The sequence below is a fragment of the Pantoea sp. USHLN256 genome, assembly GCF_037149875.1.
Lineage (GTDB): Bacteria > Pseudomonadota > Gammaproteobacteria > Enterobacterales > Enterobacteriaceae > Pantoea > Pantoea nemavictus.
In genome coordinates this window covers 38,275-54,603 of the sequence record NZ_JBBCQO010000007.1, presented here as the reverse complement: position 1 = coordinate 54,603, position 16,329 = coordinate 38,275, and the positions used below count along the sequence as shown (strand labels likewise).

The 16,329-nt window shown below is 58.4% G+C and carries 15 protein-coding genes; 2 read left to right on the top strand and 13 right to left on the bottom strand.

Annotated features, from left to right (window positions below):
- The first annotated feature begins 176 nt into the window (after positions 1–176).
- Positions 177–1,094 (top strand): bestrophin family protein, encoded by a 918-nt coding sequence (locus WFL93_RS17110; RefSeq protein ID WP_336778644.1) that lies wholly within the window; start codon positions 177–179, stop codon positions 1,092–1,094.
- Between the two features lie 124 nt (positions 1,095–1,218).
- Here the strand turns inward: WFL93_RS17110 and WFL93_RS17105 are convergent, their stop codons facing one another.
- The 4 genes from WFL93_RS17105 to WFL93_RS17090 all read right to left on the bottom strand — a co-directional run bounded on the left by WFL93_RS17105 (position 1,219) and on the right by WFL93_RS17090 (position 5,290).
- A complete protein-coding gene (locus WFL93_RS17105; RefSeq protein ID WP_336778643.1) occupies positions 1,219–2,115 on the bottom strand; it encodes an alpha/beta hydrolase in 897 nt (298 codons plus the stop codon).
- Positions 2,116–2,306: 191 nt separating this feature from the next.
- Positions 2,307–2,654, bottom strand: coding sequence for a hypothetical protein (locus WFL93_RS17100; protein WP_049851888.1), 348 nt, complete (start codon positions 2,652–2,654; stop codon positions 2,307–2,309).
- 26 nt (positions 2,655–2,680) lie between these two features.
- Positions 2,681–4,030: a cation:proton antiporter gene (locus WFL93_RS17095; RefSeq protein WP_336778642.1), complete on the bottom strand. Its 1,350-nt coding sequence runs from the start codon at positions 4,028–4,030 to the stop codon at positions 2,681–2,683.
- Between the two features lie 54 nt (positions 4,031–4,084).
- Entirely contained in the window at positions 4,085–5,290 is a 1,206-nt protein-coding gene (locus tag WFL93_RS17090; protein WP_007889935.1) for an MFS transporter, read from the bottom strand.
- Positions 5,291–5,382: 92 nt separating this feature from the next.
- Here WFL93_RS17090 and WFL93_RS17085 point away from each other — a divergent pair, with 92 nt between their 5' ends.
- Complete coding sequence (locus WFL93_RS17085) at positions 5,383–6,315, top strand: LysR family transcriptional regulator (protein ID WP_336778641.1); 933 nt, start codon at positions 5,383–5,385, stop codon at positions 6,313–6,315.
- Between the two features lie 119 nt (positions 6,316–6,434).
- Here the strand turns inward: WFL93_RS17085 and WFL93_RS17080 are convergent, their stop codons facing one another.
- From WFL93_RS17080 to WFL93_RS17040, 9 genes are all read right to left on the bottom strand, one after another.
- Positions 6,435–6,944 (bottom strand): TIGR00645 family protein, encoded by a 510-nt coding sequence (locus WFL93_RS17080; RefSeq protein WP_007889937.1) that lies wholly within the window; start codon positions 6,942–6,944, stop codon positions 6,435–6,437.
- A 54-nt stretch (positions 6,945–6,998) separates the two neighbouring features.
- Positions 6,999–9,671: a two-component system sensor histidine kinase KdpD gene (gene kdpD / locus WFL93_RS17075; protein ID WP_336778640.1), complete on the bottom strand. Its 2,673-nt coding sequence runs from the start codon at positions 9,669–9,671 to the stop codon at positions 6,999–7,001.
- 89 nt (positions 9,672–9,760) lie between these two features.
- Positions 9,761–10,333 carry a potassium-transporting ATPase subunit KdpC gene (kdpC, locus tag WFL93_RS17070; RefSeq protein ID WP_336778639.1) on the bottom strand — a complete coding sequence of 191 codons (573 nt, stop codon included), beginning with the start codon at positions 10,331–10,333 and terminating at the stop codon, positions 9,761–9,763.
- 11 nt (positions 10,334–10,344) lie between these two features.
- Positions 10,345–12,393, bottom strand: a complete 2,049-nt coding sequence (gene kdpB / locus WFL93_RS17065; RefSeq protein WP_007889940.1) for a potassium-transporting ATPase subunit KdpB — start codon at positions 12,391–12,393, stop codon at positions 10,345–10,347.
- Positions 12,394–12,400: 7 nt separating this feature from the next.
- Positions 12,401–14,080 carry a potassium-transporting ATPase subunit KdpA gene (gene kdpA, locus WFL93_RS17060; protein ID WP_007889941.1) on the bottom strand — a complete coding sequence of 560 codons (1,680 nt, stop codon included), beginning with the start codon at positions 14,078–14,080 and terminating at the stop codon, positions 12,401–12,403.
- Positions 14,080–14,169, bottom strand: a complete 90-nt coding sequence (gene kdpF / locus WFL93_RS17055) for a K(+)-transporting ATPase subunit F (protein ID WP_180822654.1) — start codon at positions 14,167–14,169, stop codon at positions 14,080–14,082. The genes kdpA and kdpF overlap by 1 nt, the downstream gene beginning before the upstream one ends.
- A 108-nt stretch (positions 14,170–14,277) precedes the next feature.
- The gene (locus WFL93_RS17050) at positions 14,278–15,441 is read right to left on the bottom strand and encodes an HD-GYP domain-containing protein (RefSeq protein WP_336778638.1); all 1,164 of its coding nucleotides are present in this window, start codon (positions 15,439–15,441) and stop codon (positions 14,278–14,280) included.
- A gap of 134 nt (positions 15,442–15,575) precedes the next feature.
- The gene (locus WFL93_RS17045) at positions 15,576–15,908 is read right to left on the bottom strand and encodes a HigA family addiction module antitoxin (RefSeq protein ID WP_336778637.1); all 333 of its coding nucleotides are present in this window, start codon (positions 15,906–15,908) and stop codon (positions 15,576–15,578) included.
- 43 nt (positions 15,909–15,951) lie between these two features.
- A complete protein-coding gene (locus WFL93_RS17040) occupies positions 15,952–16,260 on the bottom strand; it encodes a type II toxin-antitoxin system RelE/ParE family toxin (protein WP_071531057.1) in 309 nt (102 codons plus the stop codon).
- Between the last annotated feature and the right edge of the window lie 69 nt (positions 16,261–16,329).

Here is a 16,329-nt window from a genome sequence, read left to right as displayed (position 1 = left end):
GATAACGCAAAGAATTTCACAACTTGTTCAAAGCGTTTATAGAAGATTGATTTAACTATAAAAAAATAGCTAATCGCTATGCCATTGGCCTTAAAAATGCTGAGAATGGGCGTTGTTCAAGCGCACTGAGCGGCGTAACCTGTTGCCACAAAATCAAAAAAATACACCATCGCAAAATGATCGTACGTCCTCATCAACACTGGTTTATGCGCTTGTTTGACTGGCACGGCTCGGTGCTCAGCAACATCGTGTTCCGCCTGTCGCTCAACCTGTTAATGTCGCTGATCGCCATCTTTGGCTATCCGTGGTACTCCACCTTCGGCATTCACCTCACCACCGCACCCTTTAGCCTGGTCGGCGTGTCGATCGCTATCTTCCTCGGCTTTCGCAACAACGCCAGCTATGCGCGTTTTCTCGAAGCGCGTAATTTGTGGGGCAGCCTGCACATCACCCAGCGATCGCTGCTGCGGCAAATTAAAAGCATTCGCGGCGTCAGCGAAGAGCAGATACGGGAATTTACCGGCTTGCAGCTGGCGTTTTGCTGGTGTCTGAAGCACCGGCTGCGTAAAACAGAGGTGCAGACGGATTTGCAGCGCTTGCTGCCCGCGCGCTGGCACAGCGCGGTGCTCGATCATCCGCTGCCGACCTCACAGATTTTATTGTGCCTCAGCGAATGGCTGGCGCAGCGCCGTGATGAAGGGTTGGTGTCGGATATCGTCTGGCAGAGCATTGATGAGAATCTTAATCAGCTGTCGACCATTCTGGGCGGTTGCGATCGCATCGCCAGCACGCCCATTCCGTTTGCCTACAGCCTGATTCTGCATCGCACCGTTTATCTGTTCTGTACGCTGCTGCCGTTCGCGCTGGTGGCGGATTTGCATCTGATGACGCCGCTGGTGTCGATGTTTATCTCCTACACCTTTTTGTCGCTCGAGGCGCTAGCGGAAGAGCTGGAACATCCGTTTGGCACCGCGCCGAACCATCTGCCGCTCGATGCGCTGTGCGTCAACATCGAACGCAATTTGAAAGCGATGAATGGCGATATGCCGCTGCCCGAACCGTTACGGCCGGATGCGCATTTTAATCTGACGTGATATTTATGGGGCATGCCTGGTCGCCATGAATGGCGACCCTACGCCGGTTCTGTAGGGTCACCATTCATGGTGACCACCCCAATGGGCGCACCAACCGTGATGACGCTATTTATGGCTAACGTGATTACCCCAGATTATCCAGCCAGCGCACATAAGCCTGATCCCACAGCGCGGCAGGCGTGCCCGCTTTGCCGAGACCAAAACCGTGGCCGCCGCTGCTAAGCTCAATCAACTCAACCGGCACACGCATGCGGCGACAGGTATCGCGCATGATTTCGGTATTGTGGGGATTTGAGGTGCGATCGTCTTCGGCCTGCGCGAGGAAGGTGGGCGGATATTGCCGCGTGACGTAGTTTTGCACCGACCAGTTGGCTTCCTGGGTTGGCGTGGCGTTATGGCCCACCAGCATCAGGTGCGTGTTGGTGTGCTGATACGGCGCTTCGAGGGTGATCACCGGATAGATCAGGCCAACGCTATCCACGCTCGGTCTGACCTGATCCAGCGGGTCCTGCGCCGGATAGGATGCGAAATCCGGTCGCGCGGCGGCCATGCCGAGCAGATGTCCGCCGGCGGAAAAGCCCAGCACATGCACCTTGCGCTCCATGGAGCGCACCAGACGAATCGCCCGTTGCGCATCCTGCAGCGGCGCCAGATTGCCCGCCTGCCACTTCTCACCCGGCAAACGGTAGCTGAGCACATACACGGTGTAGCCGTTTGCATTGAGCCAGCGCGCGACCGGCCAGGCTTCGCGCCCCATACCAATAAAACGATAGCCGCCGCCCGCTGCGACAATCACCGCTTCGCCGTTGGGATTTTCCGGGCGAAAACGCTGAATGGCGGGAGAAACGATGTTGGTCCAGGAGCCGTATTTGTTAACTTTAAGCAAACCCGAAGGGCCGCCGCCGCCAGGCGGATCGTCGGGCCACAGCGGAATGACGTCGTCGCGAGCAAATAACTTGCCCGTGGTCATCGAGAGAGCGGTTGCTCCGGTTGCCAACAAAAAGTGACGACGTGTAATCATCTTGCCCAGTGCCAGTATGCAAAAAATGCCAGCTTTAACAGCTGAATCTCATTATGTGACGCATGTCTGATTTCGACGTTGGCGATTATGTACGTAAATCGTACAAAAAAGCCATAAAAAAACGCGCCTAAAAAGGCGCGAGTTCTTTCGAATACCTTAAATAATTCGAGCGGCAGAAAGTATGACGGGTATTAATCCTGTTGCTGGAACTGGGTCATCACCGTTTGTTCACATTGCTGCTGATCTTTACGCAGTTTGCCGCGCTCATCTTCGCCCAGCTCCAGCCACGCGCTAATCACTTCCTGCGCGATCTCTTCATTGAATTCAGGCTGCTGCATCGCCGATGAAGACTGGCTAGCCGCCAGTTGGGACTTCAGCTTCTCGGTGTAGCCATCCAAATCGCTGGTGCTCTTCTCGCTGCTCACCAGATGACACAACTGGCTGGCATAGACATTCTCTTCCTGATTATTGTCACCCTCGGCAGCAAACACACCGGCCGAAAGAGACAGCCCAACGAGGGCGAGTAATAACGCTTTCATAACAGGCTCCAATAATTTCCAATAAATCAGTTTTCGTTGCGCTCCGCGCGTGCGGCCTGACGGGCGGCACGCCAGTTTAACAACGGCGTTACCGTGATGCCGTGCAGCACAATACTGCACACCACTAACGTCAACGCCATATCCACCATCTGCTCCGCCTCGGGTCCACGCATGCCGTGCACCCATGCATAGGCAATATAATTGATACTGCCGATGCCGCGAATACCCAACCAGCCAATCAGCAGCCGTCGCATTAACGGAATATCGCAACGCCACGTCGTGATCCACACCGCCAACGGACGCACCACCACAAACAGCAATAGCGCCAGGCCGATGCCGGTAAGATTCCAGTGCTGCGCCAGCGTAATGCCGAGCACCACCATCATGCCTGCGGCGAGCAAGCGCTCGATAGTATCACCAAAGGAGAGCGCATCGCCGATCACCAAACCGACCGATTTCACCATGCCGCTACTGCCTTGCGCCATACGTTGACCGGTATTCACCCGCGCTTCCGCCGGTAAGAAACGCTCCTCTTCTGACATCTCATCCTGCGGATAGTGCTTCACTACGCGTAATTCCGCACGACGCAAACCGACGCCAGCGGCGAAAGTCGCGAGAAAGCCGGAAGCATCAACCGACTGCGCAGCGGCGTAGCTGAGCGCAATCAGCGCAAGAGCAAACAGATCGTTCGGCGCTACATCCTGATTAGCGGTGCGTAGATGCGTCGCCAGTTGGCCAATCAGCCAGCCCAGCGCAAAACCTATCCCCAACCCGCCGCCGATCGCCCACAGCGCGTCTTTGGCGAACCATTCGCCGAATGAAGCCATGTTCAACGCGCCCGGCTGCAGCAGCAACATGGCCAGCATCAGCAGCGGCAGCGCCGAGCCGTCGTTCATGCCGGCTTCGCTGGAGAGCGCCACACGCAGCGCATCGTCATCGCGCGCATCATTGACGGAAATCAGGCTGGCGAGCACCGGATCGGTCGGCGCCACAATGGCACCAAATGCCAGCGACAGCGCCCAGTCAAAGCCGGTAATCCAGTGCACCAGCACCGTCATACTGCCTACCGTCAGCAGCATCGCCGGAAACGCCAGCCGCACGCCGATGCGCCACGCATGCGCATTGAGCGGCAAACGTAGCTTGAGCCCGGTGATAAACAGCGAGGCGGCCATGGTAATTTCAGTGATGTGCGCAGCGAGATTGGCGTGACCGATAATATCGACTTGCAGCAGATTGAGCATCCACGGGCCACAGAGGATACCCGCGAACAGATAGAGACCAAATGAGGTCACTGGCCCGCGGTGAATCCAGCCGGAAGCCAGTGACATAAGAAGTAGCAGACCGCCGGTGGCGGCGGTCCAGGCCAGGAAATTCATAACGCTCCGTTTTTAAATAATATTCTTCCTTTAAGCCTGGCACATGTTACGCGGTTAGTTTTTCAGATGACGGCTTGCCAGGCGAATCATCAAGGCAAGCGCAGCGGCTAAAGTGGAAAGTGCCACCACACCGGTCCAGCCCCAATGCGCCAGCGCCAGGCTACCCAGCGCCGCACCGGTTGCCATGCCGATAAAGACCACGGTAAACATCAAGGCGTTAAGACGACTGCGCGCTTCCGGTGCCAGGCTGTAAACCAGCGTCTGATGCGCCACCAGCGTGGCCTGCACACCCAAATCAAAACCGATGGTGCTGAGGATAATCAGACCAAGCTGCGCCGGCATCGGCAACAGCGGCAGCAGGAACATCAATGCGAACGACACCATCACCAATGTGGCACCGTACTGCGTGACACGTGCGGGACCGATACGATCCGCCACGCTACCGGCTAACGGTGCCGCTAACGCCCCTGCCGCACCGGCCAGGCCGAACGCACCGGCAACGGCGCTATCCAGATGGAATTTGTCGCTTAGCATTAACGCCAGCGTTGACCAGAAGGCGCTAAAGCCCACCGATAGCAGGCCCTGCGCCAACGCCGCGCGCCGCAAAGTTTGATGGTGCTGCCACAGATGCGCCAGCGACAACAGCAGACGCGGATAGCTCACCGAGGTGCCTGGCGTAAAGCGCGGTAACACGCGCCACAGCGCACCGCTAATCAGCAACACCGCTACCGCCGCTATCAGGTACATGGTGCGCCAGCCGAAATACTCCGCCACCACGCCGCTCACCACACGAGACAGCAAAATCCCCACCAGCAAGCCCGTCATCACCGTGCCGACGATTTTGCCGCGACTGCGCTCCGGCGCTAACGCCGCCGAAGCCGGTACGATGTCCTGCGCCACGGTGGCGGTTAAGCCGGTGACGAAGCTGGCGATCAGCAACGCGTTCAACCCGCCCGAAAAGCCACACAGCAGCAGCGCGGCAACCAGCAGCAAGCCTTTGATCAGGATGATGGTGCGTCGATCGTGGCGGTCGCCGAGCGGAGCCAGCAGCAGAATGCCAAGCGCGTAGCCGGCTTGCGTCAGCATCGGCACCATGCCTACGCTACCAATCCCGACGTTGAACTGTTTGCTGATGATATCCAGCATCGGCTGGCTGTAGTAAATCGATGCAACGCTGAGTCCAGCACCGGCGGCGAGCGTAAACACCAGCGGCGCGGGCAGTTTCTCAGCGGGCATGGCTGAAGATGAGATGGCTGACATAATGGATTCCCCCGTGAAAGTGCGCTTATTAAAGCGCGTTGCCGCCATACGCGGTAGACTGCTCAAACACAGAACTGTTATGCGTGGTACGTATGAACACGGTTTCCAGCGTTGATCGCATCGAACTGATGCAGACCTTTATCCGCATCGTCGAGAGTGGATCGCTTTCGGCAGCAGCAAGCCAGCTCGGCACCACGCAGCCCACTATCAGCCGTCGGCTGCAGGCACTTGAGCAGCGGCTCGGTCTCAAACTGATTATGCGCACCACGCATGCTCTGAAGCTCACCGATGATGGCGAGCGCTGCTATGCGCAGGCGCGTCAGCTGGTGGCGACCTGGCATGCGCTGGAAGATGATCTGACCGGGGCCAGCGACGATCCGATTGGCATCCTGCGCGTGCGCGCACCGCACGCCTTTGGTCAGGATCAGCTGATTGAGCCGCTGATTGATTATCTGCACCGCTACCCGCGCTTAACGGTAGAGTGGATGCTGAATGACCGCACGCCGGACTTTATCAGCGAAAACATCGATTGCGCGATCCAGGTCGGTGCGCCGAGCGACTCATCCATCGTGGCGATATTGCTGGCTGAAGTGCCGCGCTTTGTGGTGGCCGCGCCATCGCTGCTGGCGGCCTATCCGCCGGTGACCGAAGTAACGCAGCTCAACAACCTGCCGTGGCTGGCGTTGACCAGTTTTTATCGTAACGAAATCGCCTTACAGCGTATCAGCGACGGCCAGCCGGTGAATCTGGCGATTGCGCCACGTCTCGCCAGCGACAGTTTGTACGCAGTACGCAAAGCCGCCGTGGCGGGGATGGGCGCAGCAGTGGTGTCATCCTGGGTGGTGCAGGAAGATTTGGCTAAAGGGGATCTGATTCAGTTAATGCCGGAGTGGCAAGCGCCGCCGCTGCCGGTGTGGCTGACTTATCCGTGGGCCAGCTATTATCCGGCGCGGCTACGGCAGTTTTTCGAAATGATTCGTGAAGTGATGCCTAAGCTGGCGGGCGCGCAGCCAGCGACGCGGTAGCGGTTTTTCCCTCACCCCAGCCCTCTCCCGCAAGCGGGCGAGGGGGCGGACCGTGCATCAATCGGTTCCCTCTCCCACCTGTGGGAGAGGGTTAGGGTGAGGGAACAGCGCACACCACCCTACATCTTCGCAGCGTTCTTATCCGCCTTCGACATATTATCCAGCCAGCCCATCACAAACGCCGACAGCACAAACGTCAGGTGGATAATCACGTACCACATCAGCTTTTCGTTTTCGACGTTGCGGGCGTCCATAAAGATGCGCAGCAGGTGAATTGACGAAATCGCCACAATCGAGGCCGCGACTTTGTTTTTCAACGAGCCGGAGTCCATTTTACCGAGCCAGCTCAGCTTCTCTCTGTGCTCATCAATATCCAGCTTGGAGACAAAGTTCTCGTAGCCCGAGAGCATCACCATCACCAGCAAGCCGCCGACCAGCGTCATATCCACCAGCGACAGCAGCAGCAGAATCAGATCGTTTTCGGCAATGCTGAAAACGTGCGGCAACAGGTGAAAAATCTCCTGAAAAAATTTGATAGTCAGCGCCAGCAGGCCCAACGAAAGTCCCATGTAAACCGGAGCCAGCAGCCAGCGCGATGAATACATCAGGTTTTCGATAAAACGTTCCATAAGTTCCCATTAATCAACAGACAAGTGGGCGAGTATAACCGAACTTATGTGAAGTTATTTCAGCCCTTCTTCAGAAATTTCTGGCGCTGCCGGCAGCGGCAGGGACAAACGGAACACCGCGCCGCCTTCCGGTCGGTTCTCCGCCCAGATGCGCCCACGGTGGGATTCAATAATGGTTTTGCCAATCGCCAATCCCAGCCCCACGCCCGGTACCGCCGACTCTTTATCGCCGCGCGCGAACTTGTCAAAAATGCGCGTCAGGTTCTCCGGCGCAATACCCGGCCCGCTGTCCCACACCGCAATCTCCAGCCGATCGCGCTCGCACCAGGCGCGAATACCATGCTGCGCGGCGTTGCCCGCGTATTTCAGGCTATTTTCGACAAGATTGGTAAACACCCGCTCCAGCATGGCGCTGTCGCCTTTAATCAGCACCATCTCTGGCAAATCGAGCGTAAATTCGTGGCCTTTCAACGACGGCCCCATACTGCTCAGCGCCCCGCCGATCACCTCATCCAGCGCCACCCACTCTTCGCGCAGATTGAGTCCACCGGATTGAATGCGCGCCATATCCAGCATGTTGCTCACCAGGCGAATGGTGCTCAGCGTCTGCTCACGAATCTGATTGGCCTGGCCGACATATTTTGACTCTTCGCTGGCCAGATCGAGCATTAGCATCTCCGCCTGACCAAACAGCACCGTCAGTGGCGTACGCAGATCGTGTGACAGCGCTGACAGCAGCGCATTACGCAGTTGCTCGCGCTCGGCGGCAAGGCGCGATGCCGCTTCACTGTGCGACAGCGCCATACGTTCCAGCGCGTTGGCGATCAGCACGGTGAAGGTTTCCAGCAGGCGCTGCTGCTCGGGGATCATCAGCTGGCGCAGGTTTTCCGGTTCAACCACCAGCAAACCGCGACAGTGATGGCCACTTTTCAGTGGCAGAATCTGGTACGGCACCGCCGGTAAGGTATCGGTGCCAGCGCCCGCTGGCTGGCCTTTGCTGTAGCTCCATTTGGCGATGGCGAGATCCGGCGGCGTGCCCATTGCGCTATCGCCAATAGTTTGCAGCTCGCCCTGCTCATCGGGCAGCAGCAGCAAACTGCGCGCCTGCAGGGTGACATCAATGATGCGCTGGCTGGTGGTGGCGATATCCTGCGGCGTGAGGTCGCTGCCGAGGGCTTTCGCCATCTCATACAGATGGCGCGCACGCTGTTCGCGATAGCGCGCCACTTTGGCCTGGTAGCGCACGCCCGCCGTCAGATTCCCGACAATCACCCCCACCGCCAGCATCACCGCAAAGGTCACCAGATACTGCAAATCCGACACCGCCACGGTGCCGGTCGGCGCGACGAAAAACAGGTCGAAGGCAATGATGTTGATCACCGTGGCGAACACCGACGGCCAGCGACCATAGCGCAGCGCCACCAACACCACCGCCAGCAGATAAATCATCACGCTGTTAGCCGGATCAAACGCCACCAGCAGCCAGCGGCCCACCGTCGTGACCAAAATACACAGCAGCAGCGCCATCAAACAGCCGCGCAGATAGAGCCGCCATTTTTCGCTGCTACCGCGCTGGCCGCTGAGCGGATGCGGCGCGTCGCGCACCGGTTCATCCAGCGCGACCACCAGTAAATCAACATCCGGGCCGAGTTCGCCCAGGCGCTGAGCAAAACTGTCGCGCCGCCAGCGTCGCTGTGGCTGTCGTCCGATGACGATTTTGCCGAGATTGTGCTCGCGCGCATAACGCAACACCGCACGCGCTTCATCAGGATCGGAGAGCGTGGCGGTTTCCGCGCCGAGCTCCTGCGCCAGCTGCAGCGTGCGCAGAATGGCACGACGCCGTGCTTCCGGCAGGCGATTCAGGCGCGGCGTTTCCACATACACCGCGTGCCATGCGCTGCCGAGCCGTGCCGCCAATCGCGCGGCGGTGCGGACCAGCTTTTCGCTGCCGGTATCATCACCAATGCACAGCAGAATGGCATCGCGCGTGTGCCACACTTTGTCGCGCCCCTGCTGGTCGCGCCAGGCGCGCATCTGGTCATCCACGCGATCGGCGGTACGACGCAGCGCCAGCTCGCGTAGCGCGAACAGATTGCCTTTGCGGAAGAAGTTTTCGATGGCGCGTTCGGCGCGATCGCCGACGTAGACTTTGCCCTCTTTCAGCCGCTGACGCAGATCGTCCGGCGGCAGATCCACCAGCACCACTTCGTCGGCGCTATCGAAGAAGGGATCGGGCACGGTTTCACGTACCTGGATGCCGGTGACGCCGCCGACCACATCATTCAGGCTTTCCAGATGCTGCACGTTAACGGTAGTGATGACGTCAATGCCCGCCTCGAGCAACTCCTCAATATCCTGCCAGCGTTTCGGATGGCGCGAACCCTGCACGTTGGTGTGCGCCAGCTCATCCATTAGAATCACCGCCGGATGGCGTGCCAGCGCGGCATCAAGATCGAATTCAGCATGGCGCGAACGCCCGGAGGTACGACGTGGCAACACCGCCAGCCCGTTAATCAGCGCGGCGGTCTCTTCACGGCCGTGGGTTTCCACCACGCCGGCTAACACGTCGAGCCCCTGCGCGCGCAGACGCTGCGCCTCCTGCAGCATGGCGAAGGTTTTTCCCACGCCCGCGCAGGCGCCGAAGTAGATTTTCAGTTTACCGCGATGGCTGTCGCTGTGATTGAGCAGCAGCGCATCGGGATTGGGGCGGGAAATGTCGTCGTTCATCGATCGTCCATTGTAAAAACCGCGCGATAAATCGCGCCGCTACGATGACGTGCTCATACCGTAGCGGCGCAATTCATTGCGCAATCGGTTTAACCTTGCAAATCATCCAGCGCCAGATTCAGGCGCAGCACGTTTACCGTCTCTTCGCCAATAAACGGCAACAGCGGGCGCTCGGTGTGGCGGGCAATCAATGCTTCCACATCCTTCAACGCCATGTTGCGTGCGGCGGCAATGCGCGGCGCTTGCCACAAGGCGGCTTCGGGCGAAATATCCGGATCCAGGCCACTCGCCGACGCGGTCACTAACTCTACCGGCACCGCTTTGGGCGCCTGCGGATTGGCCGCACGCAGCGCGGCGACACGCTCCGCCACCGCTTTATCCAGCGCCGGATTGCTGCCCGCCAGATTGCTGCCGCTCGAGGCCAGCGCATTATAAGGCGCATCACCGGTGGCGGAAGGACGCCCCCAAAAGTGGCCCGGCTGAGTAAACACCTGACCCATCTGCTCGGAGCCGCGCATCGCGCCATCCTGCTCAATCAGCGAACCGTTGGCCTGCGACGGAAACCACCATTGGGCCAGACCGGTGGTCAGCAGCGGATAGACCGCGCCGGTGAGCAACGTAAGCACCATTAACAATACAATAGCCGGACGTAACTGACTCATTTCTCTTCTCCTCAAGCCAGACCAAGCAGCGTCAGCAGCAGGTCGATAGCTTTAATCCCGATAAACGGCACCACTAAACCGCCCGCGCCATAAATCCACAGGTTGCGACGCAGCAGCGCCGCAGCGCTCAGCGGACGATAACTCACGCCTTTCAGCGCCAGCGGAATCAGGAACACAATCACCAGCGCGTTGAAAATCACCGCCGACAGAATCGCCGAATTGGGCGAATGCAGCCCCATCACGTTCAGCATATTGAGCTGCGGATAGGTGGCGGCAAACGCGGCCGGAATAATGGCGAAATACTTCGCCACGTCGTTGGCGATACTGAAGGTGGTGAGCGAACCGCGCGTCATCAGCATCTGTTTACCGATGTGCACCACTTCCAGCAGCTTGGTCGGGTTGGAGTCGAGATCGACCATGTTGCCGGCCTCTTTCGCCGCCTGGGTTCCCGAGTTCATCGCCACCGCCACGTCGGCCTGCGCCAGCGCCGGGGCGTCGTTGGTGCCGTCGCCGGTCATCGCCACTAAGCGTCCTTCGGCCTGATACTGGCGAATCAGCGCCAGCTTGGCTTCCGGCGTAGCTTCCGACAGGAAATCATCAACGCCCGCTTCGGCCGCAATCGCCGCCGCAGTTAATGGGTTATCTCCGGTAATCATCACCGTTTTGATGCCCATCTTGCGCAGCTCGGCAAAGCGCTCTTTGATGCCGCCTTTAACGATATCTTTCAGCGCCACCACGCCCAGCACCTGCGCGCCTTCGGCTACCACCAGCGGTGTGCCGCCAGCACGCGCCACCTCTTCAACTGCAGCGTTCACTTCCATTGGGAAGCGGCCATGATTGGCTTCAATGTGGCGACGCACCGCATCGACCGCGCCTTTGCGGATCAGCCGATCCTGCACGTTCACACCGCTCATGCGCGTTTGCGCCGAGAATGGAATAAAGCTGGCACCCATGCTGCTCAGGTCGCGTTCGCGCAGGTTAAATTTCTGCTTCGCCAATACCACGATGCTGCGCCCTTCCGGCGTCTCATCGGCCAACGATGCCAGCTGCGCCGCATCGGCCAACTGCTGCTCGCTGACGCCCGGCGCGGGCAAGAACTGCGTCGCCTGACGGTTACCGAGCGTGATGGTGCCGGTTTTATCCAGCATCAGCACATCGACGTCACCCGCCGCTTCCACCGCACGGCCGCTGGTGGCGATAACGTTGGCGCCGAGCATACGGCTCATCCCCGCCACACCGATGGCCGACAGCAGGCCGCCGATGGTGGTCGGAATTAAACACACCAGCAGCGCCACCAGCACCGTGATGCTCACTGGCGTGCCGCCATAAGCGGAGAACGGCCACAGCGTAACGGTTGCCAGCAGGAACACGATCGTCAGGGACACCAGCAGAATGGTCAGCGCCACTTCGTTCGGCGTTTTACGACGTTTGGCGCCTTCCACCATCGCAATCATGCGGTCGAGGAAGGTTTCACCCGGATTGACGCTGCACTGCACCACCAGCCAGTCAGAGAGAATGCGCGTACCGCCGGTTACCGATGAGAAATCCCCGCCCGATTCACGGATCACCGGTGCGGATTCACCGGTGATCGCGCTCTCATCCACCGATGCGCCGCCCTCCAGCACTTCGCCGTCGCAGGGGATGATGTCGCCGGCTTCCACCAGCACCACATCGCCCTTGCGCAGCGTATCGGCGGCCACGTTATGCCACGCTGCGCCGTAACGCGCTTCCGCCAGTTTTTTCGCATCGCTGGTTTTGCTGATGCCTTTCAGGCTGTTGGCTTGCGCCTTACTGCGCCCTTCCGCCAGCGCTTCGGCGAAGTTGGCAAACAGCACGGTAAACCACAGCCAGATGGCGACGCTGGCGGTAAAGCCCGCGCTGCCGCTGAGCGAGCCGGTTGCCATGCCGACCGCCAATACCGAGGTCAGCACGCTGCCGATCCACACCAAAAACATCACCGGATTGCGGAACTGCACGCGCGGATCGAGTTTTTTCAGCGCATCCAGCATGGCAACGCGAGTGAGCGCCGCATCAAACAGCGCCAGTTGTTGACGACTCATGATTCCGTTATCCCTGAATTAATTGCAGATGTTCCGCGACCGGGCCAAGTGCCAGTGCGGGGATGAACGTCAATGCGCCCACCAGCAAGACGGTGCCAATCAGCAGCGCGATAAACAGCGGGCCGTGCGTTGGCAGCGTGCCGTTGCCCACCGGCTGAATTTTCTTCGCCGCCAGCGAACCGGCAATCGCCAGCACCGGAATGATGATGCCGAAACGCCCCACCAACATGATCGAGCCCAGCAGCAGGTTCCAGAACGGCGTGTTGGCGCTGAGTCCCGCAAAGGCGCTGCCGTTGTTGTTGGCCGCCGATGACACCGCGTACAGCACTTCGCTAAAGCCATGAATACCCGGATTGGCCATGCCCGCGCGTCCGGCGTCGGTCATCATTGCCAGCGCGCTCCCGAGCAGCACCAGCGTTGGCGTCACCAGAATCGCCAGCGCGGTCATCTTCATCTCCCACACGTCGATCTTTTTGCCCATGTATTCCGGCGTGCGACCGATCATCAACCCGGCGATAAACACGCCGAGCAGCACGAACAGCAGCATGCCGTACAGGCCCGCACCGACGCCGCCAAACACCACTTCGCCTAGCTGCATCAACCACATCGGCACCATGCCGCCAAGCGCCGTAAAGGAGTCATGCATCGCGTTGACCGCTCCGCACGACGCGGCGGTGGTGATCACCGCGAACAGGCTGGAGTTGAGAATGCCGAAGCGCGTCTCCTTGCCTTCCATGTTGATGGCGCTGTCCGCGCCAAGCGCGAGAAAGTGCGGATTACCGCGCAGTTCGGCCCACATCACGGTGATCACCGCGAGCACGAACATGATGGTCATCGCCCACAGCAGCATGTGGCCCTGACGACGATCGCCAAGATGCTGACCAAAGGTGAAACAGAGCGCCGCTGGAATCAGGAAGATGCTCAGCATCTGCACGAAGTTAGTCAGCGCCGTCGGGTTTTCGAACGGATGTGCTGAGTTAACGTTGAAGAAACCGCCGCCGTTGGTGCCAAGCATTTTGATCGCTTCCTGCGACGCCACCGGACCGAGCGGCAGCGTCTGCCGCGCCCCTTCCAGCGTGGTGAGCGCGTGGTAAGGTTCGAAGGTTTGAATGCTGCCCTGGCTGACGAAGAACAGCGCCATCGCTAAGCTGATCGGCAGCAGCACATAAACGGTGATGCGCGTCAGGTCGCGCCAGGCGTTGCCGAGCGTCGCCAGCGAACGGTTAGCGAAACCACGAATCAGCGCAAACGCCACCGCGATACCGGTCGCCGCCGACAGGAAGTTCTGCACCGTCAGGCCCGCCATCTGACTGAAATAGCTCAGCGTGCTTTCGCCCGCGTAGGATTGCCAGTTGGTGTTAGTGACAAAGCTGATGGCGGTATTCAGCGCCAAATCCCAACTCAGATTGGGCAGATGCTGCGGGTTAAGCGGCAGCGCCGCCTGCGACATCAACATCAGCAGTAACACAGCAAAACCGAGTGCGTTAAACAGCAGAATCGCCAGCAGATAATGCGGCCAGCGCATGGCGGCGCCATCCGCACCGGCCAGCCGCCACAGCGCGCGTTCGGTGCGCGGCAGCAGCGGCTTGTCGGCGACAAAGTGCGCGAGGAGACGTCCCAGCGGTTGTGCCAGCACCATCAGCACCAGCAGGAACACCGCAATCAGCAAGAATGCATTCGCAGCCATCAGAACGCCTCCGCATTAAGCAGGGCATAAATCAGGTAGCCCAGAAGAACAAATACCAGCACGATGCCGGTTATCACGCCCACGCTCACAGCAACCTCCAGAGGATTTGGTAGTGCTGCAAGCATGCGCGGCGCGGCATAAAGAAGAGGTAAAAAGGCGGGAATCAGGCGTAAATAAAGTATAAAAATGGTGCGAAATTAAGCGGTTTCCAGTGCCCAGATGCGATTCAAATCGATGTTCTGCCACAGACCGCTGTCTTCCGCGCCGGTGATGCTGTCGGTGCAGAAGCTGTCGCCGAGATCGAGCTCCTCCGGTTTAACCTCGCGCTGGGCGTGCAAAGACCAGAACACGTGCACTTTGGGTTTCAGCAGCGATTTCTCTCCGGCCTGCACCACCAGCGCTACGCGCCCGGAAGCCAGACGTACCAGCGATCCCACCGGATAAATGCCGATAGTGCGTACAAAAGCGTGCAGCAGCGTGTTGTCGAAGTGACCGCGCCAGCTCAGCATGTTGTGCATCGCCTCAGCAGGCGTCCAGCCTTTGCGATACGGCCGATTCGACGTCACGGCATCGTAGACGTCACACACCGACGCCATACGCGCATACAGCGAGATTTCGTCCCCTTTCAGGCCATGTGGATAACCATTGCCGTCATACTTTTCATGATGATGCAGCGCAATATCCAGCAGATCTTCGCCGGCATCGGCTTCCATCAGCATCTGCGCGCCAACAATTGGGTGCTGCCGCATCACGGTGAACTCTTCATCGCTCAGCTTGCCGGGCTTGTTGAGGATCTCCAGCGGTACCGCCGCTTTTCCGACATCGTGCAGCAAGCCGCCCATACCAACGCGACGCAGCTGGTGCTCATCAAGGCCCATTTTTTTGCCGAGCGAAATCATCAAGCCGCACACCGCCATCGAGTGCAGGTAAGTGTAATCGTCGTGATTTTTCAGCCGCGCCACGCTGAGTAGCGCCGTCGGTTCGCGGGTGATCGAACCGGCAATTTGATCGACCAGATCAAGGGTGTAATCGAGGTCGAGGCCTTGCCCCATGCGCGCCTCGTTAAACATCGCCAGCACCTGCGGTTTACCCTGATTGAAGATGCTCTGCGCCTGATCCATCTCCTGAAAAAAAGGCGTTTGCGGAATATCTTTTTTTGGCACCGGCGCCACCGGCGCCTGAACCGATTTGTCGAGATCGATCCACAGTTGCAGGATCCCTTCATTGCGGATCATCGCGATCTGGCGTTTATCAGTGATCAGCATTTGGTTGCGAATGCGCTTATCTTTGACCCACCAAACCTCCAGTTTGTGGATAAACATTCCCTGCCGCAGTTCGTCAACGTTAATCAGCTTTATCACGATATCGCTCCTTAATATCAGTGGGTGGTAAGGAGATATCGGCAGCTGAGCAAAAAATCTTCAGAGTGGATTTGTGCGATCGGGGAGGATTGTGAGGGAGGTGCGCATCGATGCGCACCCTACGGGAACAATGTTTACGCCACCGCGGCAGCGCGCTGCGCTAAAAAGACATTCAACGACGTTACGCGGCTCAATTCTTCCTGAGTTCTGGCATCGTTTTCCACTTCCCATAGATCCAGATGGCGCTGCAAATTCAGCCACAAGTCGACAGAGGTATCGAAAACAGCTGCCAGACGATACGCCATTTCGGTGGTCAGTTTTCGGTTGTTATTGACTAACGCGCTGACGGTATTGCGGTGCACATTCAGCATTTCTGCCAGGTCATTCACCTTGAGGTTAAGCGGCTCAAGAAATTCGTACTGCAGAACATCGCCAACGCTGGTCGGTTTACGCATCGCCTGTTTCATGGTTGTTTCTCTTTAACTGTTAGTACTTTGCCACAAGTGGCTGCTAGCGGTGTTTACGGTAAGTATGTGGGTCAAGATAAAGATCTCTTGCCTCGCCATTCGTCCACTGAAAAATGAGTCGATACTGCTCATTGATCCGAATTGAGTAGTAACCGAGCAGCGGAGGTTTCAATGCCTCAAAGCGATTACCCGGTGGTGATCGCAAATCATGATGCGATGTTGCCGCATGGATGATGTCGAGTTTGCGCGCCAGTGCAGACTCTATAATGACCGGAATATGCTTATGCGGCGTTGCATAAACAAAAAATAAATGCAGCCAATCATCCCTGAAACTGTGAATTGAACCCTTCATTTGCCGCCGTACCAAGGTGTAAACATGGCAGGCAATTTATTGCACTTACGCACTGTGCTCAAGTGCAAC